Here is a 22,705-nt window from a genome sequence, read left to right on the forward strand (position 1 = left end):
ACTTGTAAGACCAAATAAGAGTGCGATCGCTACTTTGGAAATCAGGACGTACCACAAGTGTCAGATATTGCTTAGTGAGCAAAGTATGCTGGCTGCACCCGCGTCCTAGAAGTCACAAAACTTAGAAGTTCCAAGGAGAGACATTCTTATGACGATAAAATTTACTGGCGGTTGCCTGTGCGGATCTGTCCGCTACGAATGTTCAGCCGAACCCATTGCGATGGGAAATTGCCACTGTCGCGATTGTCAACGGGCGACAGGAACTGCGTATGCCTCCGGGCTTCTCGTGCCGCAAAGTGCAGTCACCATCACCGGAGATGTGAAATACTATGACGTGATTGGTGATAGCGGAAGCATTGTTGGTCGAGGTTTTTGCCCAAACTGCGGTTCCCGATTATTTAGCAAGCCCCCAATTCCTGAGCTTATGGGCATTTTGGCAGGGAGTCTCGATGACCCAAGTTGGTTTCGACCTACGATGGACTTTTACACAGCTAGTGCCCAACCGTGGGATCACATGAACCCGGATCTGCCCAAGTTCGACAAGATGCCAGTGGTGCAGCGGGAGCTCACATCATGATGAGAGCGAACAGTTGAAGAAGAAGTCAGAATTCAGTATTCAGAATGCAATCAGGTAGGAATTGGAACCACTACCTGATTGTAGACCACCAAATCTATGTCCTTTGGACACGCTGCGCAAACGATAGGGGCATTAACGACAATGAAAGCAGGGGCGATAAGCCAGAGGCTTGACGCTACGCGTATCGCCTGCCAACCTACCGCAGAGCAACTAGAAGCTTTTCTGGCTTCGCGTCAAGTTTAGGGCGTAGCACAGGTTGCTGGGATATCAGCCATAATTAGTTGCTACTCCCGGCTTGGAATGGAGAAATAACAACCATGAAAGGCTATATCAAAGGACAAAGCATTATTCTAGTAGAGGTTCTACCAGACAATGTAAAGGAAAGGGATGAAGTGGAAGTATTGATTACTCCTATTCCATCAAAATATCCTTTTCCAACCTTTAAACTTGGCATAAAACAAGAATATTTAAGCAGAGAAAAAATTTATGAGTCGCAGGAGTATTGGAGAAGGGGGAACAATGAAGCCTTCTCTAACACTTGATATTCTACTAGAGGAGGCTGTTAAGTTCTCAGAGATAGAAAGTATATACGACGAGCCATTGCTGTTTGGTGTTACTGATGGGAAGGCTGTAGGAACTTACCTGGAGCAAAAATTTCGGAATTATTTGGCTTTGTCGTATGAGTATATGCTGGGTAACTCGGCTTCTGGAATAGATTTTCCAGATTTAAATGTAGACATGAAAGTTACAAGCATCCGACAACCTCAATCTTCATGCCCGTTTAAATCTGCTCGGCAAAAAATTTTTGGTCTTGGGTATGGGTTGCTGATTTTTGTTTACGAAAAGACAGATGATCATTAGCGTAGAACTGGTAGGCTCGATATGCAGCACACTATCTTCGTTGATAAAAGCCGTACTGCTGACTATCAGATGACTCGTGGTATACTTAGCATTCTTGCAAATGACGGTAATGCTGACGACCTTGCTGCCTTCATGATGGATCGCAACCTACCAGTTGATGAAATTGAAGCAAATAACATTGCTGAGGAGATACTTAATAATCCACCTGAGCAGGGTTATTTAACAATCTCAAATGCTCTACAATGGCGACTTCAATATAGTCGTATTATACAGCAAGCTGGCGAGGTAAGCGGTATTATTAGAGTGCGATGAACTGAAATGGTACGACACAAAAGTAAGATTTTATGTGAATTTGGGGATTTTCAGACACCAGTAACTCTAGCCTTAGAGGCGACGAATGTCGTTAATAGGTTAGGTGTGTCACCAAGGTCAGTTTTAGAGCCTACTTGTGGTCGTGGAGCCTTTTTATTGGCTGCTTGTCAAGTATTTTCACAGGTCAATAAATTTGTCGGTGTTGATATTAGTACAGAACATCTAAGTTACCTCAAAGAAAGGGTTGCAGCCGAAAAGTATTCTGCACCAATAGAAATTATTAACGGTGATTTTTTTAATTTAAATTGGTCAGACATTATTAACACCTTAGCCGAACCATTACTAATTATTGGTAATCCTCCTTGGGTGACAAGTTCCGAGCTAGGCTTATTAAAAAGTTCTAACTTACCGCAAAAATCTAATTTTCAAGGAAAAAGCGGATATGATGCGTTAACGGGCAAAAGTAATTTTGATATTTCCGAATGGATGCTGCTAAAGCATTTAGAGTGGCTGAAAGAACGCACTGGCATAATTGCAATGTTATGTAAGACTTCTGTTGCCAGAAAAATTCTCACTCATGTTTGGCAGTACAAGCAAAAAGTTATCCGTGCTCAAATTTATAGAATAGATACGCTTAAAAACTTTAATGCATCTGTAGATGCCTGTTTTTTTGTTTTGTTGATTGGAGATGGGAGTTTATCAAATACTTGCGAGATTTTCGAGGATTTGTCTGCTCAAAAACCATCACACGTTATTGGTTACCAAGATAATATACTCGTTTCTAATGTAATAGATTATAAGCGTTGGTCTCATTTACGAGAAACTAACTCAGTTTATATTTGGCGTTCAGGCTTGAAACATGACTGTTCCAATGTTATGGAATTAGAACAAGAAGGTGATAAATTCCGTAACGGATATGGTAATGTTTTTTCTCTTGAACAAGATTGGGTTTACCCGCTTTTGAAAAGTTCAGATGTTGGAAATAGTCGTACATCTACTTGTAGAAAATATGTTCTTGTTACTCAGCGGTACATTGGGGAGGATACAACACACTTAAAGCTTGATGCTCCCAAGGTATGGGACTATCTTCAAAATTATCGAGAGTATTTGTCAAAGCGTAGCAGTTCTATTTATCGGAATCGTCCAGAATTTTCTATATTTGGCGTCGGGAAATATACTTTTGCACCTTGGAAAGTCGCTATATCAGGCTTTTACAAAGCTCTTAACTTTGTGCAAGTAGATCCGATTGACGGACAGCCTGTTGTTTTTGACGATACAGTTTACTTTTTATCGTGTAGGTCTAAATCTGAGGCATCTTTTCTTGCTGCTTTGCTAAATTCGCAGCCAGCCAAAGAGTTTTTAGAATCAATGATTTTTTGGAGTGATAAGCGACCAATAACTATTGAATTACTCAAGCGGCTAAATTTGCGAGCATTAGCCCAGGTTTTAGGTAAAGAAGAGGAGTATAACGGTTACGCCTTAAGCAATTATTATCAAAAATCTTCTATCTTGCCACTATCTCAGCATAGCCGTTATGAAACTTCTCCCATCAACTCGCCTCAATCCCCAAACTCACTCTAATCTGCTGCACAATCACCTCTAGTGGCTCTGAAATATCCACTGTAATTGCACCAGATGGCTCTTCAAGGGCATTAAACTGACTTTTAAGGAGTTCTTCGGACATAAAGTGACCCTGACGCATATGCAGGCGCTTTTGAATCAACTCAAAAGACCCCTTGAGGTAAACTAGCTTGACGCGTTCCTCATCCAATACCAGAACTTGGCGATAGCTGGCTTTGAGTGCAGAACACGCCAGGACTACATTTTTGTTCTCTTGTAACCACTGTTGTATTGCCTGTTGTAAAGCAAGCAGCCAAGGCATCCTATCTAAATCATTTAGGGGGATACCATGCCGCATTTTCTCAATATTTTCTGGCGAGTGGAAAGCATCAGCATCAGCAAATTCGCAGTGTAAAGAGTCTGCCAACAGTTGCCCGATGGTAGACTTGCCAGAACCAGAAACACCCATTACGAGAATAATCATAGTGAATTAATTTCGCGCAAAGGCGCAAAGGCGCAAAGAGTTTCTTCACGTCTTAACGTCTTGGCGCGAGACAAAAACTAACTCAAAAACTCACGCGGATCTGTCACATACCCAGTGACTGCAGAAGCTGCAGCAGTGTAGGGGGAAGCAAGATAGACTCCCGCTTCTTTATGACCCATACGTCCAGGGAAGTTGCGGTTGGTGGTGGAAACACAAATTTCTGGCTCATTCATCCGCCCAAAGGTGTCTTTGGGACCACCCAAGCAAGCGGCGCACGAAGGCGCAGCAGGTTCAATGCAACCTGCTTCTAAGAAAATTTCCGAGAGGGTTTGCTCTTCGTACTTCAATGTAAACAGGTCTTCGTAGACTTTTTGAGTAGCAGGGACTATGTAGGTGGGAACCTTCACCTTGCGACCTTTAAGAACTTGTGCCGCATGGAAAAAGTCCTCTGTTTTGCCGCCCGTGCAGGAACCAATATAAACTCTGTTAATCTTGACATCGCTGCATTCGCGTGCCAAAGCGCGGTTATCAGGGGAATGGGGTTTGGCAACGACTGGTTCTAGTTTGGAGACATCATAGCGATGCTGACTGTAGAATTTGGCATCGGAGTCTGTGTATACTGGCTCAAAAGGTTTGTTGGTACGTCCCCTTAAATATTCAAATGTGGTTTCATCGGGAGCAATGGTACCATTTTTGCCGCCAGCTTCAATGACCATGTTGCACAAGGTCATCCGTTCTTCCATCGTCATTTGTTCAACGGCTTCCCCTGCAAATTCCATTGTCCGATAGGTTGCCCCAGCGACGCTAATATCGCCGATAATTTGTAAAATTAGGTCTTTCGCTAACAGGTAAGGAGGCATTTCGCCATCCAATACAAAGCGCATGGTGGCGGGAACTTTGATTAACAGTTTGCCAGTCCCCATGATGAAGCCGGCGTCTGTGTTGCCGATACCTGTGGCAAATTGACCAAAAGCACCAGCGTTACAAGTGTGGGAGTCAGTACCAAATAAGACTTCGCCTGGGCGGGTGTGACCTTCTTGGGCTAGGGCGACATGGCAAACGCCTTTGTAGTCTGGGTTTGCCTTAAAGTTGGCGCGGTCTGTAATATCGTAAAAGTATTTTATACTTTGTTCTTTAGCAAAATCACGTAAAATATCAACGTTGCGGTTAGCTCGTTCGTCGGCGGTGAAAATATAATGGTCGGGAATTAACACGATTTTTTCGGGGTCCCAGACTTTGGCATCAGCACCAAACTCGCGTTTGAAAACGCCGATGGTTCCCGGTCCACAAACATCGTGTGTCATTAAAACATCAACATTTACCCAGATGTTTTCCCCCGGTTCGACGACTGACCGACCGGAGGCTTTCGCCAAAATTTTTTCTACAAGGGTCATGCCCATAGCGATCGCGTTCTTGTGAAAGGGTACAAATTATATGCTACATGCCTGGTTGTCTGTCAACCAAACATTCATCAGGAAATAACGGATAAGCATCTCCACATATCCTGCAATAGCCAGATGCCAAAATTCTCTCGAAACCTCTAACCTATCAACTGTCGAATCCGAGAAATTAACTTGTGGATGCAATTTTAGAGCGATCGCACCAACTCAAACAAGACCTTACTGATTTTGTCTTTGATGCTGAAGATGAACTCGCACAAGCACTGGAAACCTATGCTGCTGTCAAGTCCCGGCGTGGAAGCGGTGATAATTTTCAACAAGAACTGATAATTGACTCATTTATTACAGAAGGGCGAGTTGGTGACGACTCACCGTTGGATTTGTTTATTCAAAGCCACCAAGATTTGTCGGAGAGCGATCGCAAACTGATCAAAAGTTGGCATCGCACTTTTATTGGCTTATTTGCTATTACAAAAATCTTACCCGATGGCTTTGAACTTAGGAACTGGCTGACAGATAAACACTACACTGTCAAGTTCAACAATGCGCAAAAACTACAGGAAATGTCTCGGTTGAAAGAGGGAGAAATTTTACTGACTCGCATTTCTCCTGTGACTGATAGCTACTGGACGTTCTCTGGTCCTTACACGCAGATGGGTAAATTGGGCAAACCAAAACTCGCAGTAGCCATTGGTAATTTTAAAGAGAATTATAAAGAACATCTTTATGGAGATGCACCAGAGTTACTAGAGGAAGCTTGGCAGTCTGTAGAAGTTTATCATCAACAGTTTTTAGACTTTTTTGGTGCTGATGAAGTCACAATGCCGGGATACCAACTCAACAAAAAAAATGGAGAATTCCAAGAAATATTAACGAAAAAGCGCTTGGAAGAAGCAGGCGTTGATCCATCAAAATCTCTGGAAGAAGTAGCACAAGAAGCAGGCATTGGAGAAGAAGAAATCAAAGCAGTTGCAGAAGAATTTGGTACCGACTCTCAAGCCGTTTCGCAAATGTTTAACAACAAAAACGGTACCAGCAAAATGGTAACGCCAAAAGTTGAATTGCCTGCTGATCTCAAAAAAGCAGAACAGGTGACAGCTATATCCCATCCCCGTTGGGGGCAAATATTTCTTCCAACCTATACTAAGGTAAAAGCAATTTTAGAAGCAGAAGATTGGCAAAGTGTAGAAGGTGCTGAAAAACTGATTCGTTTCTATTTACAAGACAAAAGTATTAATGCCTTCATTTGGCATCGGTTAGCTGAACAATATCCAACACAATTAGAAAAAGTGCTGCAAACATTTCTTCAACGTCCAGAATTTCAGCTTCAAACTGACTTAGATACTCTATTGCAAGAATACAACAAACCTATAGAGCCAGAGTTACCAGAAATTGCCAGCGTCCCAATACATCTAAACAATTTATTTCAAGAAGCTGTGGTAGAAGTCCACAAATCTAAGCCTAAAGAGAAAAGTCAAAAACAGTCAGCCAAAGGCTTTCAAAAATAGACTTCTTGCACTTCCGAACTTTTTCTTAGTGTTTTTCTTTGCGACTTTGCGGCTTTGCGCGCAACAAAATAATATTTATGCAAGAGGTCTAATGAAAGTTTGAAGATATAAACAGGGGAAGTTGTACTTAACGCAGTACACTTCCCTGTATCCAAAAATCTTTACACTGGCACACCTTCTATCACACTCATAGGCGACTGAGTAGGAACAATTCTAATGAGCTGAAATCCTGCCTTTTCCATTAGGGTGCGATACTCTTGTTCCGTGCGTTCGCACCCACCCGGACATAATACCAACATATGTAGGTCACTCAACTTGCCAAAAAAAGGCTGATTACCGGGTGGAATGACTTGCTCTACAATCAATAGCTTGCCGTGTTCTGGCATTGCTTCGTGACAACGCTTAAGAATGGCGATTGCGCTCCGCGCACTGCCCCTTGGGCAATCGCCCTTTCATCATCCCAATCATGAATAATATGCTTGAGGATATAAGCATCCCCCCCAGCTGGCACAGATTCAAAGAAGCTACCTCCCGCCAGTTCACACCGATCAGACACTCCTGCTTCTTCAATTAATGACGTTGCGCCTGCAATCACCGAGGGTAGATCAAATAAAATTCCCTTCATTTTAGGGTGACCTTTGAGGATGTCGGTCAGTAATTTGCCATGTCCCCCAGCAACATCTACCAAGGTTTGGATATTAGAAAAGTCATAATCTGAAACTACGCTTGCGTTTTCCAGCACCGAAGAACTGGTCATTGCTTGGTTCAAAATCTTTGCGGCTTCAGGATTTTGAGCACAGTACTCGAAAAGATTCATACCATACAAACGCTCAAACGCACTCTCCCCAGTCTGCAAACTGTACATCAGGTCTCCCCAGCTTCGATACTGCTCCTCGCCATTCATAATTGCTATCGCTTTTAGGGAATCTGGGACATCACTTTGCAGGTAATTCGCCAGCGGTGTGAGAGTGAAATAACCGGGATCTGTTTCTGCAAAGACTCCCACACTCGCAAGTGCCCGTGGAAAAAACCTGCACAAAACGCGCAACCCTTTTACGGTTACTCGTTCTACGCTCCACGATTACTCGTGAAGTGCCCCAAATCGAGCGGTTTCTTAGAAAAAATTGTCAAGCTTTCACGAAAAATGCCGCTCGATTTGTTGTCGGGTTGGCACTTTCGGTGTAGATTAATGCGTCCCCACAAAATTTGTATTGTACTCAAGTAAGAACCGCTATAAAAAGTTCGTTTCAAACAAAAAAACAGCCGCCTCCACAAAGGAAGCAGCTGTTTTATCAAAGGTGGGCAAAACCCACCCAACAAGAATCTTAGTAATCGAAGTCGCCGCCGCCCATACCAGCGCCAGCACCAGCAGGAGCGTTATCCTTTGGCTCAGGCTTGTCAACCACGATGCACTCGGTGGTCAAGACCATACCAGCGATAGATGCAGCGTTTTGCAGAGCAGAACGTGTCACTTTAGCTGGGTCAACAATACCAGCCTCGAACAGATCAACGAACTCGTTCTTGGCAGCATCGTAGCCAATGTTGAATTCTTTTTCCTTGACGCGCTCAGCAATGACAGCGCCATTCTGACCAGCGTTTTCAGCAATTCTCTTGAGAGGAGCAGCCAAGGCGCGAGAGACAATCAATGCACCAGTCAACTCTTCACCCTTGAGGTTGCTGTTTGCCCATTCTTCAAGCGAAGGAGCGAGGTGAGCCAGTGTTGTACCACCGCCAGGAACGATACCTTCTTCCACAGCAGCTTTGGTTGCGTTGATGGCGTCTTCCAAGCGCAGCTTCTTGTCTTTCATTTCGGTTTCGGTAGCCGCGCCTACTTTAACGACAGCCACACCACCAGCTAGCTTAGCCAGACGCTCTTGCAGCTTCTCTTTGTCGTAGGAAGATTCAGTTTCTTCCATTTGACGACGAATTTGCTCAACACGAGCCTTGACAGCAGCATCGTTACCTTCAGCAACAATGGTGGTGTTATCTTTGGTGATCGTGATGCGGCGAGCCTTACCCAGCGCATCCAGCTTGGTGCTTTCCAGCTTCAAGCCAGCATCTTCGGTGATCACTTGACCACCAGTGAGGATAGCGATGTCTTCTAGCATTGCTTTGCGGCGATCGCCAAAGCCAGGAGCCTTCACAGCAGCCACGTTCAGCACACCGCGTAGGCGGTTGACAACCAAGGTTGCCAAAGCTTCTTTCTCGATATCTTCGGCGATAATCACCAAAGGACGACCAGCGCGAGCAACTTGCTCAAGGACAGGTACGAGGTCTTGTACCAGAGCGATTTTCTTATCGGTTAGCAGGATGAAAGGTTCATCGAAAATTGCTTCCATCCGCTCGGGATCAGTTGCAAAATAGGGAGAGATATAGCCTTTGTCAAAGCGCATCCCTTCGGTGATTTCCAATTCAGTGGTCATGGACTTCCCTTCTTCCAAGGAAATCACGCCTTCTTTGCCCACCTTGTCCATTGCTTCGGCAATCATCTGACCGACTTCTTCGTCGTTACCAGCAGAGATTGAACCAACTTGTGCGATCGCTTTGGAATCTTCTACAGGACGAGCGTGTTCTTTGATTTTTTCAACTAAGAAGTTGGTACCCTTATCAATACCACGCTTCAGCAAAATCGCATTCGCACCTGCTGCAACGTTCCGCAAGCCTTCTTTTACCACTGCATGAGCCAAAACGGTCGCAGTTGTGGTGCCATCACCAGCAGCATCGTTAGTTTTGGAAGCCGCTTGACGGATTAGAGCAACGCCAGTGTTTTCGACGTGGTCTTCCAATTCAATTTCTTTAGCAATGGTCACACCGTCATTAACGATTTGTGGTGCGCCAAACTTTTTCTCTAGCACTACGTTCCGACCTTTGGGACCGAGGGTTACAGCAACAGCCTCAGCCAGAATGTCCATGCCTTTTTCGAGGGCACGACGTGCGTTTTCGTTGTAGATAATGCGCTTTGCCATAATTGTCAAAGAATTTTGAAAAGAACAGTACGAATTTGTAAGTTGTCCTTTGCCCTTTGCCAATAATTCATGACAAAGGACTCATGACTATGAAACGATTGCTAGAATGTCTTTTTCTGAGAGCAGGACGTATTCGTCGGTTCCAAGTTTGATGTCGGTACCAGCGTACTTGGAGTAAAGAACTTTTTCTCCCACTTTGACATCCAGTGGCTGACGACTACCGTCATCTTTGAACTTGCCATCACCCACAGCGACAACCTCGCCCACTTGGGGCTTTTCTTTTGCGTTGTCGGGCAAATACAGACCACCTGCGGTCTTTTCTTCAGCGGCGCTTACTTTGACAAAGACGCGATCGCCCAGAGGTTTAACTGTAGAAACGCTTAGAGATACAGCTGCCATACCAATTTCTCACCTTGTTAGCACTCTCGACTCCTGAGTGCTAATTTACCGAAACCCAGCATGCAATGGCAACATTTTCTTTTGTACGGGTTCCCGAACTTTGCTCGTGCTATCCTACTCAAGTATAAATACTCAACTTTTCCTAGCTTTCAGGTTTTATTCAGTAATGGACGAATATTGATATATGGGCAACTTTGTTTGCAAAGCTGGGATATTGATATAGAACAGTAATCAGGGAGCCGCGAATTGAGTAACACTACAGTGATCCAGTCCTGCCTTCAGCTACCACAGACCACGACATCACCAGCGAAGAAAGCCCTAAGTATTTCTCTAGAAACTTTAGGACTGTCAAAAATTCAAACGGACATTTTCATCTGTGCTGTCCAGACAGTTTCTAAATGCTTCTCAAAACAAATTCGTTTGCCATTTTGGAAATACTTGAAAAAGCGCCTCAAACAGCTCAATCTTCGCCTACCACAAGATAGCAATTCTAGTTGCCTCTTTAGAAATAAAGCCAACTGCTTGCAAGTTTGTTGTTCTAGACTGATAATAGAGGATTCTCCGGATGCTGTGCGGTATCGCCCAACAATCCTGGAAGTAATTGTCGGATTATACGAGAACACTTATTAGGCAACAATGTGGTAGAAGAATATGCATTTTTAACCCATCCTTTGCCAGAAAGTTCCCAAGTTTGTCGTAAAAAGCTCAATCAAGCTTAACATCCAACAAGGATATGGCACAGTAGTAAACAAATGAAAGTGCGGGTTAATTGTAATTTGGGAGCATTTTGAGACCAACAGTTACTTGTTAACCTGAATAATTATTATTTTATCAGTGTTTTTTAACCCGCAACCTTCAAAGCGATATATAATAACGCATTATGAATACTACTGCTCTACGTATCCTTACTGGAATTTTGCCGTTGGTACAGAATTTCTTGAAAGTGACATCCACTTTTAGGAGTTTATGCAGCAAGGGCAAGTTAAGTGAGAAAAAGCACGACACCTCCTTAATCCACCAGAGAGGATGACTATTCAAGACCTTGATGGATCAAGCGCGATAAGTGCCACTGCTATGAAAGAACCCAGCATGAAAGATCACAAACGACTTCTACTTATTGATGATGACCCTAACCTCATCTTGCTGGTGAAGGATTATTTGGAATTCCGGGGTTATAATGTCGTCACCGCCGAAAATGGTCGAGAAGCACTGGAAGTTTTAGAGCAGGATATTCCAGACATGATCATTTGCGATGTGATGATGCCGGAAATGGACGGGTATACTTTTGTAGAACAAGTCCGGCAAACCGAACGCACCAGCTGGATTCCCGTTCTATTCCTTTCAGCTAAGGGACAAAGCGCAGACCGAGTTAAAGGTCTGAATAAAGGTGCTGATGTGTATATGGTTAAGCCTTTTGAGCCAGAAGAATTGGTAGCACAAGTAGAATCTTCTCTGAAGCAGACCATTCGCTGGAAAGAACATCAAGCAAAAGGAGGAGAAAACGGTTCCCGCATCCAAGTTCCCTTCGATGTGCAGTTAACCCCAACAGAACTCAAAGTCGTGCAATTTGTGGCTCGGGGCTTAGCTAATCGCGAAATAGCTGAAGAATTAAATGTCAGCCAACGCACCGTAGAAAGCCATGTGTCCAATATGTTGGGCAAAACCAATCTCCACAATCGCACTGAACTAGCACGGTGGGCAATTGAAAATCAAATGGCATAAGTACAGGTAAATGAGGAGCCACTGCGCCCTTGGGGCTGCCCCCCCAAGAAGCGTGCAAGTGGGGTGCGACTGCTGTTGCCGAGTGCTGAGTAGCTGGCTAACTCAGCACTCGTTACTTATTTGTCAAGACTTATTTACCAACCGTCTTCTCCAGTAATGAATCGATGCGAAATTTCTAAATTCAGTTCATTCAGGTAGGTTAAGGCACTGGCAATTTGGAAAACAGTTCCTCGTAGTTCCAAATCAAAGCAGCCTTGTTGCGGCACATGACCATTGAGCTGGGCTGCACCGATATTTACTGTGATGCCGCAATGAGAAATGAGCCGTGACATGACTGGCTGTTCGTGTAACTCTTTGGGGATACGAACTGTAATACGAGTTGTGGTGCGTCGATTGTCTCGAAAATCGATAGTAGATTTCCCCTGTTTGCTTGGAATTGCCATAATAGCTTTCCTTTCAAATAGTTTGATGCGGGTTTTATGTTACACATTTTTCTCCCGCCACAAAAATCTTGACACTAATCTTCTCAAATGGGTCTACTGTTATGACCCCCCAAATCACTTGTGTTGTTAATTTCCTGTTTATCGGTAGGAATTTAGCATATTAATAATATTTTACATAAGCTAATGTGCATTTAATTTGTAGCCACTGGACGGGCAAGATACCAATTGGGGAAAGGGAAGAATTTGCTCCCTCTCTCCTTCCCTCCCTCTCTCCCTCCCTCCCCTTCCCCCTCTTCGGTCAGAGTTTTCGCATTTGACTAGCGTTAACAATTTGTTCGACAGTCAGGGTTCTCTCGTTAAGTGCCAACCCCATGGCAAGATCGGCAGGGGCTTGTCGGTTGACTCACCTGACCAGACTACTCGTTTAAGGCAAGAGTTAAAGACCTACTTCAGGATGCTTGCTAGTCCTGAACCCTAGAACCGAACAATTAAACAGGCTTACGGAGAATAAACCAGTGTTGCTCGGAAAGTACCGACCTTAAACAATGTCGTTCGCGCAGCGTCTCCCCTTGGGAGAAGCAAACTTTACCCGCAAGGAGTATGCAGCAATGCAAAATCATGTTTTCGTTATTGACCAAAACAAACAGCCACTTAATCCAGTCTCTCCAGCACGGGCAAGAGAGTTACTCACAAAACAAAAAGCTGCTGTATATCGGGTTTACCCGTTTGTAATCATTCTGAAACACGTGGTTGATAACCCCAATCCCAAGCCATTAACTATCAAGCTCGACCCCGGTAGTCGATTCACGGGTATTGCAATTTTGGATGAAAACAAAGTTATTTGGGCGGCAGAATTGGAGCATCGAGGATGGCAGATTAAGGATTCTTTGGAATCTAGACGTTCGTTACGCCGTAGTCGTCGTAATCGCAAAACTCGGTACAGAGAAGCTCGTTTTGATAACCGAAAACGTCCAGATGGCTGGCTACCTCCATCATTGATGCATCGTGTTCTCACTGTTGAGACTTGGGTAAAACGGCTTTGTTTGTATTCTCCCATTACTCAAATAGCGATGGAATTAGTCAAGTTTGACACCCAAAAAATGCAAAAACTGGAGGTTGACGGTGTCGAATATCAGCAAGGCGAACTGGCTGGGTATGAAGTGCGAGAATATTTGCTCGAAAAGTGGGGTAGAAAGTGTGCTTACTGCGATCATGTTGGTGTACCACTTCAGATTGAGCATATTCGCGCAAGGTCTAAGGGTGGTAGCAACCGAGTCAGCAATCTAACTTTGTCGTGTGAGCGCTGCAACATCAAAAAAGGAACTAAGTCAATTGACGAGTTTCTTCACAAAGATGTCTCTAGGTTAGAAAAAATAAAGCGCCAAGCCAAGCAACCATTAAAAGATGCAGCAGCAGTCAACTCAACCCGCTGGACATTGTTTCGTACCTTAAAAAACATTTTACCCACGACGACAGGGACGGGTGGACAAACGGTGGGCAACCGAACTAGGTTTGAGTTAGCCAAACATCATTGGGTTGATGCAGCTTGTGTCGGAGAAGTTAAGAATTTGAATCTGTTGACCCAACAGCCATTGAAGATTAAATGTACTGGGAGCGGGAACTCGTCAAATGTGCGGCACTGATAAGTATGGGTTTGGGACCCGTCACAGAGAACGCAAACAAATTCACTTTGGTTTCAAGACTGGCGACATCATAAAAGCTGTTGTCACTTCTGGGAAGAAGGTTGGTACATATATTGGTCGCGTGTTATGCCGCAAGACTGGCAGCTTTGACATTGCCACCAAAAGTGGTCGTGTTGCAGGTATTAGCCACAGGTTTTGTATATCAATTCACAAAAAGGACGGCTATTCGTATGGATTTTAGGATATTTGAACGGGGAATAAATTCCCCCGCCCCTTCCTCCCCATGTTTAGAAAACAGGGGCTTCCGGTGCGAGGAGGTTCGGTGAATTCTAGTTCACAAAAGGTGGGGGAAAGAATGCGCTCATGACTCGTAAACTTTTGGACTTGATATTCGCCTCCTACTAACCGATAAACAGAAACTGTCGGGAGTTTGGGATTACCAAGATAGTTTCACCGAGGCGATCGCCCTTATCATCTACAATCCAGTACTCAGGAATACCCAGTCGTTGATACTCGTCTAACTTGTCAACGTAATAGACCTCTCCAAAAAACAATGTAGAACTCTCGGATGGCACGTCTCTACAACGGTTATGGCGAAGACATCAAGTAACTTTGACGATATCCAGAAAAGCAAAGACTGCTCTCGGCAATAAAGCATCTGCTAGGATGGCTACCCCAATCACTCGCTCTAGCGGTACTGGCAAACTCCTCACTTCTATCTCTTTTAGAATGGGTTCAGCCGCAAGTCGAGCCATCACAGTCGCCCCCAATCCTTGCTTAACCATACTGAGAATCGTCGAGTCTTCCCTCAGCTCGTAGTCAATCTTGAGAGTTTGACCAAATTGTAAAAAATGAGCGCTAACTGTTTTGTTATGTTGAGGACTACGAAGATTCACAATCATTGGATACTTTGCTAACTGTTCCCAACTGAGTGACACACCAGGAGCAATCGACCCAGGCGGTAGCAGGGCAACAAATTCATCTCGAAATAGCTCCCACGTCTCAAATTCCGTAGTAGTTGGCAGCAACGTGAAGCCAACGTCCGCCTGACCTTCTCGCAGTGCCTGTTCTACCTCTGCATAGCGATCGCACTCGGTCATGACAACGCTAATCGTTGGCAATTTCTCGCGAAAACGAGCGATGACTTTTGGGAGTACGTTAGTTGCAATGCTGCGAACACAAGCAACCCGAACTTGTCCAGTTTGTAATCCTTTCTCTTGGTTGGCTTTTTCCCGAATCACCTCTAATAAATGCAAAACTTGACGCGCTTCCTGAATCACCTGCTCTCCTATTGGCGTCAAAGTTGCACCGTGGCGACCTCGAAAGAGCAAGACAATTCCCAGTTCTTCTTCAAGTGTGGCGATCGCATGACTGACAGTTGATTGAGATAGCCCCAACTCTAGAGCCGCCGAACTGAAGTTGCCGTGGTTGGCAATAGCCACCAAAGCCCGCAACTGAGAGATTTTTAACTTACTGTCGTTAACTTCACTCATCAAGGTAAGAAAAGCTTTTGACTATCTATCGATTTTATCGATAAAACATATCTAAGGAATAATTTGCTTTCCAATTTCGTAATCACTAGACTATCTAATGTTGGTAAATAAAGCATTTCCTTACCAAGAAGATGAATCGATTATTTTCTCTATTTTTCTGCTTTTTTATTTTGCTGTTTAGCGTTATTCAAGGATATTTAATTGTCTATCCACTCTTACTTTCTCTGGTAATCCTTATTCTGAATTTTGCTTTACAAGGATTTCCAGTTAGAGATTTAATTGCAATGAGTTTCGCCAGTAGTCAAAAAGCTTTTCCAATCATCCTAATTTTATTATTAATTGGAGGAGTGACAGCCGTTTGGATGGCAGCCGGAACAATACCTGCTTTAGTTTACTATGGCACCCAACTCATCAATCCTCAATATTTCATTCTTTCAGCCTTTGTCTTGAGTAGTTCTATCTCTGTACTACTAGGTACCTCCTTTGGCACAGTCAGTACTGTAGGAGTTGCCCTAATGATTATGGTGAAAGGAGAGGATATTAATCCTCACATAGTCGCTGGAGCAATCATCGCAGGAGCTTATTTTGGAGACAGATGTTCTCCTATGTCTTCTAGTGCCAATCTTGTTGCTAGCATTACCAAAACCAAGCTACATAAAAACATAATAGCTATGATATCAACTGCTTGGTTGCCTTTAATGGCTTCTAGCCTTGTTTATTTAATCCTTTCAATCAGCAATCCTGTTGAACTTAAAAATAGTCATTTGATTTCAGAAATTCCTACTTTTTTTAAAATTAACCCACTGGTGTTACTTCCAGCCTTTGCTGTTATAGTTCTTTGTCTTTTTAAAGTAGAAGTGAAAATCACATTACTAGTGAGTATTGGAATTGGATTCGTTTTAGGGATACTTGTCCAAGGCTATTCCTTCTTCCAACTGATGAAGTTTGTTTTATTTGGCTTTAATTTAGAACCAAGAATAAACTTAAGTGAAGTTCTGACAGGAGGAGGTATTTTTGCGATGCTCCGAGTTTCGATAGTCGTCATCCTATCGACTTCGCTATCAGGATTAATCATTGGAACAAAAACATTAGCAACTGTAGAGAATTTAATCAAAAAAGCTTCTTCCAGAAGTCGCTTATTTTTAGGAACCACCATAGTTGGGTTAGCATCAGCCGCTTTTGGTTGCACTCAAACGCTCGCGATTCTCATGACTCACCAGCTTGTGAAGGAAAAGTATCAACAAAGGCTAGACAACTATCAATTAGCAACTGATATCGAAAACACTGCTGTTGTACTTTCACCTCTCATTCCTTGGAATATTGCCGGACTAGTACCAGCAACTATATTAATGACTGATTCAGGATTTATTCCTTATGCCGTTTATTTATATTTCATACCGCTGTTTAATTGGGTTCAATTTAAGTTAGCGGAATCGAAGATAAAAGATAAGTTTGAATAACCTTACTTGTTATAAATAAACTTATAAATAAGCTATGACGCATTTAACTTGCATTATCTGGGCGGGCAAGATGCCCACCCCACAAGAATTTGAAAAAAATAAAATATACAAATAAATTTTCGTGTAACTGAATTGACGCTATGGACAACAAACAGTTCTTAATTCGAGACGCGAATCCTAACGACATTTCTACTCTTATGGAGCTAATTAGGCTTATGGCAGAGTTTGAAGGGTGTCTTGACTTTCTAGAGGCTACACCGAAGAAACTAGAAGATACTTTATTTTGTGAAAATCCACTTGCCTTTGTTTTGTTAGCTGAGATGAACGGAAATGCAATTGGATTTGCAACCTATCACCGGATATACTCCACCTTTCTTGCTCAGCCAGGAATCTGGCTAGATGATTTATATATCAAAGCTGAATATCGTAGGCTTGGAGTTGGTGAAGCACTGATAAAACGTTTATGTCAAATTACCCAAAAAATAGAAGGTGGAAGAATCGATTGGATAGTTGCAGTAAATAATACTCCGGCAATCAAGTTTTACGAAAAAATGGGCGCAAAAATTATCCAACAAGTAAGATTATGCCGTTTGGATAGGGAGGCGATCGCCCAAGGAACAGCATCCTAAAGGGCGATCGCCTCACCATGGACAATATTAAGTTTTGTTTGCTACTGAAAGTCAATTCCAGTTGTTAAAGTAACTACGGCAAATACCACTAGTTATGGTTTACTGAGTAATAATGTAAACGCTGTAAAAAGCTGGAGGCGTGATGTTTGGGATAAGTCGCTGGGGCTGCTTGTTAGGGGTTGCGATCGCACTTGGAAATACTTTCAATGCACATTGCGCTGTTGCTCAAATCACACCAGATGGGACTTTACCCAATAATTCCATCGTCAACATAAACGGGAATATCTTCAACATCACAGGCGGAACACAAGCTGGCGGTAATCTGTTCCACAGTTTCAAAGATTTTTCTGTTCCCACTGGTGGCGAAGCTTCCTTTAAGAATACGGTTGACATTACGAACATCATTAGTCGTGTCACAGGTGGGTCATTTTCTAATATTGATGGGCTGATCCGCACCTTAGGGACGGCTAACCTGTTTTTGATTAATCCGAATGGGATTATCTTTGGTCCAAATGCCAGTCTCAATGTTGGTGGTTCATTTGTAGCAACAACGGCAAATGCGATCCAATTTGGCAATATTGGCTTTTTCAGCGCTGATAATCCGAATGCACCCACTCCATTGCTGACAATAAACCCTTCAGCATTGCTGTTCAATCAACTCCCGACTGCCATTACCAACCGTTCAATAGCACCCGCAGGAACAAATCCGGCGGGCGTTGAAGTTACGGGTTTGAAAGTACCAGACGGCAAGAGTTTGCTGCTGGGGGGTGGAAACATCAACGTTGAAGGTGGCGCACTCAGGGCTTATGGTGGGCGTATCGAGTTGGCAGGATTGGCGGCACCGGGAGTCGTAGGACTAAATGTGGCGGACAATACTCTCAGCTTCAGTGTTCCTAACGATTTGCCTCGCGCCGATATATCCTTAAGTAATGCGGCTGAGATCAATGTCCGTGGTGCAGATGGCGGGAACATCGCCATCAATACTCAAAACTTGAGTTTGGCAGGAGAAAGTAAATTACGGGCAGGGATAGACACAGGATTGGGTACGCCCCAAAGCAAGGGAGGAGATATTGACATTAATGCAACAGGAGCAACGACTTTAACTAATGGCAGCTTTATTGCCAATGTTCCCCAAGAAAGATCTGTAGGTAAAGGTGGCAATGTCAATATTACTACTGGGTCACTTGGGCTTATCAATGGCAGTTACCTAAATAATAACAACTATGGGCAAGGGGATGGTGGCAACATAAATCTTAATGTTCGCGATGCCCTGACTTTGGCTGGAGTAGATCAAAACGGATCCGCTAGTGCCATCGTGAGCATTGTACAATCGCAAGCCGTAGGTAAGGCAGGTAGTCTCAATATACAGGCTGGCTCAGTTTCCTTAGCTGATGGCGCTGAACTGGATGTCAGCACCTACGGACAAGGGGATAGTGGTAGTGTTTCGATACAGGCTAGAGATGCTGTCTCGCTCTCATTTGCCGGCATTTATAGCAATGTAGAAGCTGGAGGAGTAGGCAATGGTGGCAATATCAACATTACTGCCTCTTCACTGTCGTTAAAAGATGGTGCCCAACTACAAACTATACTGCGTAATGCTGATACCCAGGATAACCTCCCAGGAGGTCGTGGAAATGCGGGCAATGTCAACATTGATGTTCGTGGTGCGGTAACCATTGCTGGGGTCAAGGATGGATTTCCCAGTGGAATTCTTAGCGCTGTAACAACAGGAGCAGAAGGTAATGGCGGTAACATCAGTATCAAATCAGGAACCTTTTCTTTAACTGATGGTGCTGTACTGACTGCCAGTACTTCAGGTAAAGGAAATGCTGGTAGTATATTTATCCAAGCTTCTGATTCTGTTTCCCTTGACAATAGCAGCATTTACAGCAATGTGGATACAGGGGCACAAGGCAATGGCGGTAGTATCAACATTAACGCTGGTTCCCTGACAGTACAAAACGGAGGTGAACTGTCTACCACGGTTTCGGGAAAAGGGAATGGCGGCAATATCATCATCAATGCCCGCGATCGCATTTCTTTTGACGGCAGGGGAGAGCAAATATTTAGCCGTGCAAACACTACTGTACGACAAGGGGGCGAGGGCAAAGCCGGAGACATCCAGGTAACAACGGGTACTCTATCATTGAACAATGGAGCATTTCTTAGTAGCAGCACCTTAGGAAAAGGCGACGCTGGAAATATCACGATTGATGCGAGCGATACGATTACCTTTGAAGGTGGCAGCTATGCCCGAAGCAATGTGTTTTCTGGCGGTGTGGGCAAAGGCGGAGACATCCGGGTGACAACAGGCTCACTCTCATTGACTAATGGCGCTCAACTGAATACCAACGTTTCAGGGCAAGGTGACGCAGGCAATATCACGATTGATGCCCGCGATACAGTTAATTTAGATGGCGTAGTAGGCAATGCAATTAGTGGTGTCCAAAGCAGTTTGATAACTGGAGGTGTGGGCAACGCGGGAGACATCCGGGTGACAACAGGTTCCCTTTCTGTTACCAATGGCGCTCAACTATCTAGCGACACGGATGGGCGAGGGAATGCAGGCAATATCACCATTAATGCCCGAGATACAGTTACCTTTGAAGGCACAGGAAAGGATAAACTTTATGGCAGCAGTGCAAGCACTGAGCTGGGAAGTAATGGTGTAGGTAATGGTGGAGATATCCGCGTGAATGCTAGGGCGTTGTTCTTAAAAAATGGTGGTCAACTCAATGCTAATAGCTTCGGGCAGGGTAATGCAGGCAAAATTATTATTGATACCCGCGATACAGTTGCCTTTGACGGCGTAGCTAGTAATGGAAGAAGCCACAGCGGGGCACAAACCTTTGGATATCCAGGTAATGGAGGAGATATCCTAGTGACCACTGGAACCCTCTCATTGACTAATGGTGGTAAGATATCTACCTCCGCGCAGGGGAATGCAGGCAATATCACCATTAATGCCCGTGATGCCATTAATATGGATGGGGTAGGCAGTAACGGAAGCTCAAGTTGGATTTCCTCATTATTAGTGGAAGGTACGGGATTGGAAGGTACGGGCAAGGGAGGAGACATCCAGTTAACAACAGGTTCCCTTACAGTAGGCAATGGCGCTCAACTGCTTTCCAGCAGCGCTGGACGGGGAAATGGCGGTAATATCACCATCGATGCCCGCGATACTGTTAAGTTTGATGGCACTGGCAGCAATCAAGCTTCCAGTGGTGCCTACAGCACAGTAGAATCTGGAGGCGTAGGCAATGCAGGAAATATCAAGCTCACAACTGGTTCCTTATTTTTGAACAACGGTGGGCAACTCAGTGCCGCTACCGCTGGGCAGGGTAATGCGGGTGATATCACTATTGATGTTCGCGATGCCATTACCTTCAACGGCATAGGCAGCAATGGTCGCTTTAGCGGAGTTTACAGCACAGTAGAATCTGGTGGCGTTGGTAAAGGGGGAAATATCCAAGTTAAATCCGGAACATTCTCCTTGTCCAATAATGCTCTCATCAATGCCGCTACCAGTGGACGCGGAGATGCAGGTAACATATCTGTGACGGTAAATGATGCTGTTTCCCTGACAAACTCCAGCCAAATTAGAGCCAGTGTAGAGTCTGGAGGTGTTGGCAAGGCTGGCGATATTGATATACAAGCCCGCTCTGTGTTGGTAACAGATGGCTCTCAAATCTCGTCAAGCCTTTTCCGACCGTCACGAAATCTACCTGCAGCTCAAGGACGCGGGGGAAGCATTCGGGTAACTGCTTCTGATTCTGTCACGCTTTCAGGCATCGGTACTACAGGATTTTCTAGCGGATTAGTGACTGTTACAAATAGAGGGGCATCAGGGCTTGCTGGTAATATTACTGTCAATACTGGTAATTTTAGAGTCTTAGATGGTGCTATTGTCACGGCTGGTACTGCTGGCTTCGGTGATGGAGGTGATATTACAATTGACGCTAATAGCTTTGAAGCTCTCAATGGCGGACAAGTAACAACTAGTACTGCTGGAGGTGGCAATGCTGGAACTATTAGACTCAACGTCAAAGACAGCATCGCCATAGCTGGGAGTGACCCAAACTTTACTGAACGCGTTGCCCGAGTTGAACAACGACTGCGCCAATCAGGGGAAACAGACCAACTTCAGGATGTTATTGCAAATATAGATCCTGCCAGTGGAATCTTCGCCAACACCACTACTGGTTCCACAGGGCAAGGCGGTAGCATCTTGATTAACCCTGCCCGTCGAGTCACAATTACAGATCAGGCAAAAATATCAGTCAATAGCGATGGTACAGGTAATGCAGGTGATATCAGGCTACGAGCAGGTAATCTGACTCTTGACAATAAAGCCTCGATTTCTGCTCAAACTGCTACCAGCCAAGGCGGTAATATTAATTTAAATTTGGGAGAAGTCTTATTGCTGCGTCGTGGTAGCCAAATCTCCGCCACCGCAGGCACTACTGGTGCTGGCGGCGATGGTGGTAATATCACCATTGATGCCCCCCGTGGCTTTATCGTTGCTGTCCCAAATGAAAATAGCGACATCACCGCCAATGCGTTTAGCGGTCAGGGAGGAAACGTTACAATTCGGGCTGCTGGTATTTTTAATATCGCACCACTATCTCGACAAGAGCTTGAGCGATTACGTCCTGAGGATTTAGACCCGAATAACTTATTAACAAATGATATTACAGCGGTTTCGCGGCAAAATCCTACTCTGGGCGGTCAAGTTACTCTGAACACACCCGATGCTGACCAAAGCTTGGGACTAGTGGAACTGCCGGCAGTAGTAGTCGATACCTCAAACATAATAGACACTAGCTGTGCTGCCTTTGCGAACGGAAAGACTAGTCAATTCACCGTTACCGGACGCGGGGGTTTGCCTCCTAGCCCTTACGAACCCCTCAGTACTGATGTGGTATGGTTAGATACTCGCCTGTCACTGATCGCATCGCAACAGCAACGTTCAGAGAAACCTGCTGGCTTACCACCATCTAAAGCTGAAACCGTGAAGATTGTCCCCGCGACTGGTTGGGTGTTTGACGGCAAAGGGAACGTTACGCTGATCTCTCATACTTCAGGTAATACTAGTTTGGGGTCTACTCGTGCTGGGTGCCCCAAACAGTAATATCATGTCCGAATGAACACTTATAGCTATTGTTGCAAGGACAACACAAGTCGTGCTACCTTGCACAATTTTTTCATTAACGTGAGTTCGATATATCTTGATTTGACCCCTCTCCAA

18 protein-coding genes and 2 pseudogenes are annotated in these 22,705 nt (G+C 44.4%); 11 read left to right on the forward strand and 9 right to left on the reverse strand.

The genetic code is table 11. The features are described from left to right. The first annotated feature begins 148 nt into the window (after nt 1-148). From ACM0OZ_RS15870 to ACM0OZ_RS15885, 4 genes and pseudogenes are all read left to right on the forward strand, one after another. Entirely contained in the window at nt 149-577 is a 429-nt protein-coding gene (locus ACM0OZ_RS15870) for a GFA family protein (protein ID WP_414583782.1), read from the forward strand. 317 nt (nt 578-894) lie between these two features. Beyond that, complete coding sequence (locus tag ACM0OZ_RS15875) at nt 895-1,119, forward strand: hypothetical protein (RefSeq protein ID WP_414583783.1); 225 nt, start codon at nt 895-897, stop codon at nt 1,117-1,119. After that, nucleotides 1,097-1,750 (forward strand): annotated as a pseudogene (locus ACM0OZ_RS15880) (restriction endonuclease). Before ACM0OZ_RS15875 ends, ACM0OZ_RS15880 begins: the two are co-directional and overlap by 23 nt. Before the next feature lie 6 nt (nt 1,751-1,756). Further along, nucleotides 1,757-3,331, forward strand: a complete 1,575-nt coding sequence (locus ACM0OZ_RS15885) for an SAM-dependent DNA methyltransferase (protein WP_414583784.1) — start codon at nt 1,757-1,759, stop codon at nt 3,329-3,331. Here ACM0OZ_RS15885 and ACM0OZ_RS15890 read toward each other — a convergent pair. Together ACM0OZ_RS15890 and ACM0OZ_RS15895 are read right to left on the reverse strand one after the other, a co-directional pair. Then, nucleotides 3,300-3,794 carry a gluconokinase gene (locus ACM0OZ_RS15890; protein WP_414583785.1) on the reverse strand — a complete coding sequence of 165 codons (495 nt, stop codon included), beginning with the start codon at nt 3,792-3,794 and terminating at the stop codon, nt 3,300-3,302. The genes ACM0OZ_RS15885 and ACM0OZ_RS15890 overlap by 32 nt on opposite strands. A 77-nt stretch (nt 3,795-3,871) precedes the next feature. Beyond that, a complete protein-coding gene (locus ACM0OZ_RS15895) occupies nt 3,872-5,194 on the reverse strand; it encodes a 3-isopropylmalate dehydratase large subunit (RefSeq protein ID WP_414583786.1) in 1,323 nt (440 codons plus the stop codon). Between the two features lie 176 nt (nt 5,195-5,370). On the opposite strand from ACM0OZ_RS15895, the gene ACM0OZ_RS15900 reads away from it, so the two are divergent. Beyond that, nucleotides 5,371-6,702, forward strand: coding sequence for a hypothetical protein (locus ACM0OZ_RS15900; RefSeq protein ID WP_414583787.1), 1,332 nt, complete (start codon nt 5,371-5,373; stop codon nt 6,700-6,702). A 161-nt stretch (nt 6,703-6,863) separates the two neighbouring features. On the opposite strand, the gene ACM0OZ_RS15905 is transcribed toward ACM0OZ_RS15900, so the two are convergent. From ACM0OZ_RS15905 to groES, 4 genes are all read right to left on the reverse strand, one after another. Further along, complete coding sequence (locus tag ACM0OZ_RS15905; protein WP_414583788.1) at nt 6,864-7,088, reverse strand: methyltransferase; 225 nt, start codon at nt 7,086-7,088, stop codon at nt 6,864-6,866. After that, nucleotides 7,064-7,741 carry a methyltransferase gene (locus ACM0OZ_RS15910; protein ID WP_414583789.1) on the reverse strand — a complete coding sequence of 226 codons (678 nt, stop codon included), beginning with the start codon at nt 7,739-7,741 and terminating at the stop codon, nt 7,064-7,066. Before ACM0OZ_RS15910 ends, ACM0OZ_RS15905 begins: the two co-directional genes overlap by 25 nt. Before the next feature lie 286 nt (nt 7,742-8,027). Further along, entirely contained in the window at nt 8,028-9,668 is a 1,641-nt protein-coding gene (gene groL / locus ACM0OZ_RS15915; RefSeq protein WP_414583790.1) for a chaperonin GroEL, read from the reverse strand. Between the two features lie 87 nt (nt 9,669-9,755). Then, nucleotides 9,756-10,067: a co-chaperone GroES gene (gene groES, locus ACM0OZ_RS15920; protein WP_073627568.1), complete on the reverse strand. Its 312-nt coding sequence runs from the start codon at nt 10,065-10,067 to the stop codon at nt 9,756-9,758. Between the two features lie 246 nt (nt 10,068-10,313). Between groES and ACM0OZ_RS15925 the strand changes: the two genes are divergently transcribed. Both ACM0OZ_RS15925 and ACM0OZ_RS15930 read left to right on the forward strand, forming a co-directional pair. Then, complete coding sequence (locus ACM0OZ_RS15925) at nt 10,314-10,697, forward strand: ferredoxin (protein ID WP_414583791.1); 384 nt, start codon at nt 10,314-10,316, stop codon at nt 10,695-10,697. A 444-nt stretch (nt 10,698-11,141) separates the two neighbouring features. Further along, nucleotides 11,142-11,789 carry a response regulator transcription factor gene (locus ACM0OZ_RS15930; RefSeq protein ID WP_041038172.1) on the forward strand — a complete coding sequence of 216 codons (648 nt, stop codon included), beginning with the start codon at nt 11,142-11,144 and terminating at the stop codon, nt 11,787-11,789. Nucleotides 11,790-11,923: 134 nt separating this feature from the next. Here ACM0OZ_RS15930 and ACM0OZ_RS15935 read toward each other — a convergent pair whose 3' ends face one another. After that, nucleotides 11,924-12,232: an NIL domain-containing protein gene (locus ACM0OZ_RS15935; protein WP_414583792.1), complete on the reverse strand. Its 309-nt coding sequence runs from the start codon at nt 12,230-12,232 to the stop codon at nt 11,924-11,926. 608 nt (nt 12,233-12,840) lie between these two features. Here ACM0OZ_RS15935 and iscB point away from each other — a divergent pair. After that, nucleotides 12,841-14,116, forward strand: a pseudogene (gene iscB, locus ACM0OZ_RS15940) (RNA-guided endonuclease IscB). A gap of 160 nt (nt 14,117-14,276) precedes the next feature. On the opposite strand, the gene ACM0OZ_RS15945 reads toward iscB, so the two are convergent. Both ACM0OZ_RS15945 and ACM0OZ_RS15950 read right to left on the reverse strand, forming a co-directional pair. Then, complete coding sequence (locus ACM0OZ_RS15945) at nt 14,277-14,450, reverse strand: hypothetical protein (protein WP_414583793.1); 174 nt, start codon at nt 14,448-14,450, stop codon at nt 14,277-14,279. Between the two features lie 27 nt (nt 14,451-14,477). Then, nucleotides 14,478-15,368 carry a LysR family transcriptional regulator gene (locus ACM0OZ_RS15950; RefSeq protein WP_414583794.1) on the reverse strand — a complete coding sequence of 297 codons (891 nt, stop codon included), beginning with the start codon at nt 15,366-15,368 and terminating at the stop codon, nt 14,478-14,480. A gap of 131 nt (nt 15,369-15,499) precedes the next feature. Here ACM0OZ_RS15950 and ACM0OZ_RS15955 point away from each other — a divergent pair, with 131 nt between their 5' ends. From ACM0OZ_RS15955 to ACM0OZ_RS15965, 3 genes are all read left to right on the forward strand, one after another. Next, nucleotides 15,500-16,828, forward strand: coding sequence for a Na+/H+ antiporter NhaC family protein (locus tag ACM0OZ_RS15955; protein WP_414583795.1), 1,329 nt, complete (start codon nt 15,500-15,502; stop codon nt 16,826-16,828). A 140-nt stretch (nt 16,829-16,968) separates the two neighbouring features. Further along, nucleotides 16,969-17,457, forward strand: coding sequence for an N-acetyltransferase family protein (locus tag ACM0OZ_RS15960; protein ID WP_414583796.1), 489 nt, complete (start codon nt 16,969-16,971; stop codon nt 17,455-17,457). Nucleotides 17,458-17,599: 142 nt separating this feature from the next. Continuing rightward, nucleotides 17,600-22,588, forward strand: coding sequence for a filamentous hemagglutinin N-terminal domain-containing protein (locus tag ACM0OZ_RS15965; protein ID WP_414583797.1), 4,989 nt, complete (start codon nt 17,600-17,602; stop codon nt 22,586-22,588). Nucleotides 22,589-22,705: the final 117 nt, after the last annotated feature.

It is taken from the genome of Scytonema sp. PCC 10023 (assembly GCF_963920835.1).
In the GTDB taxonomy this organism is placed as follows: Bacteria; Cyanobacteriota; Cyanobacteriia; order Cyanobacteriales; family Nostocaceae; genus Kalymmatonema.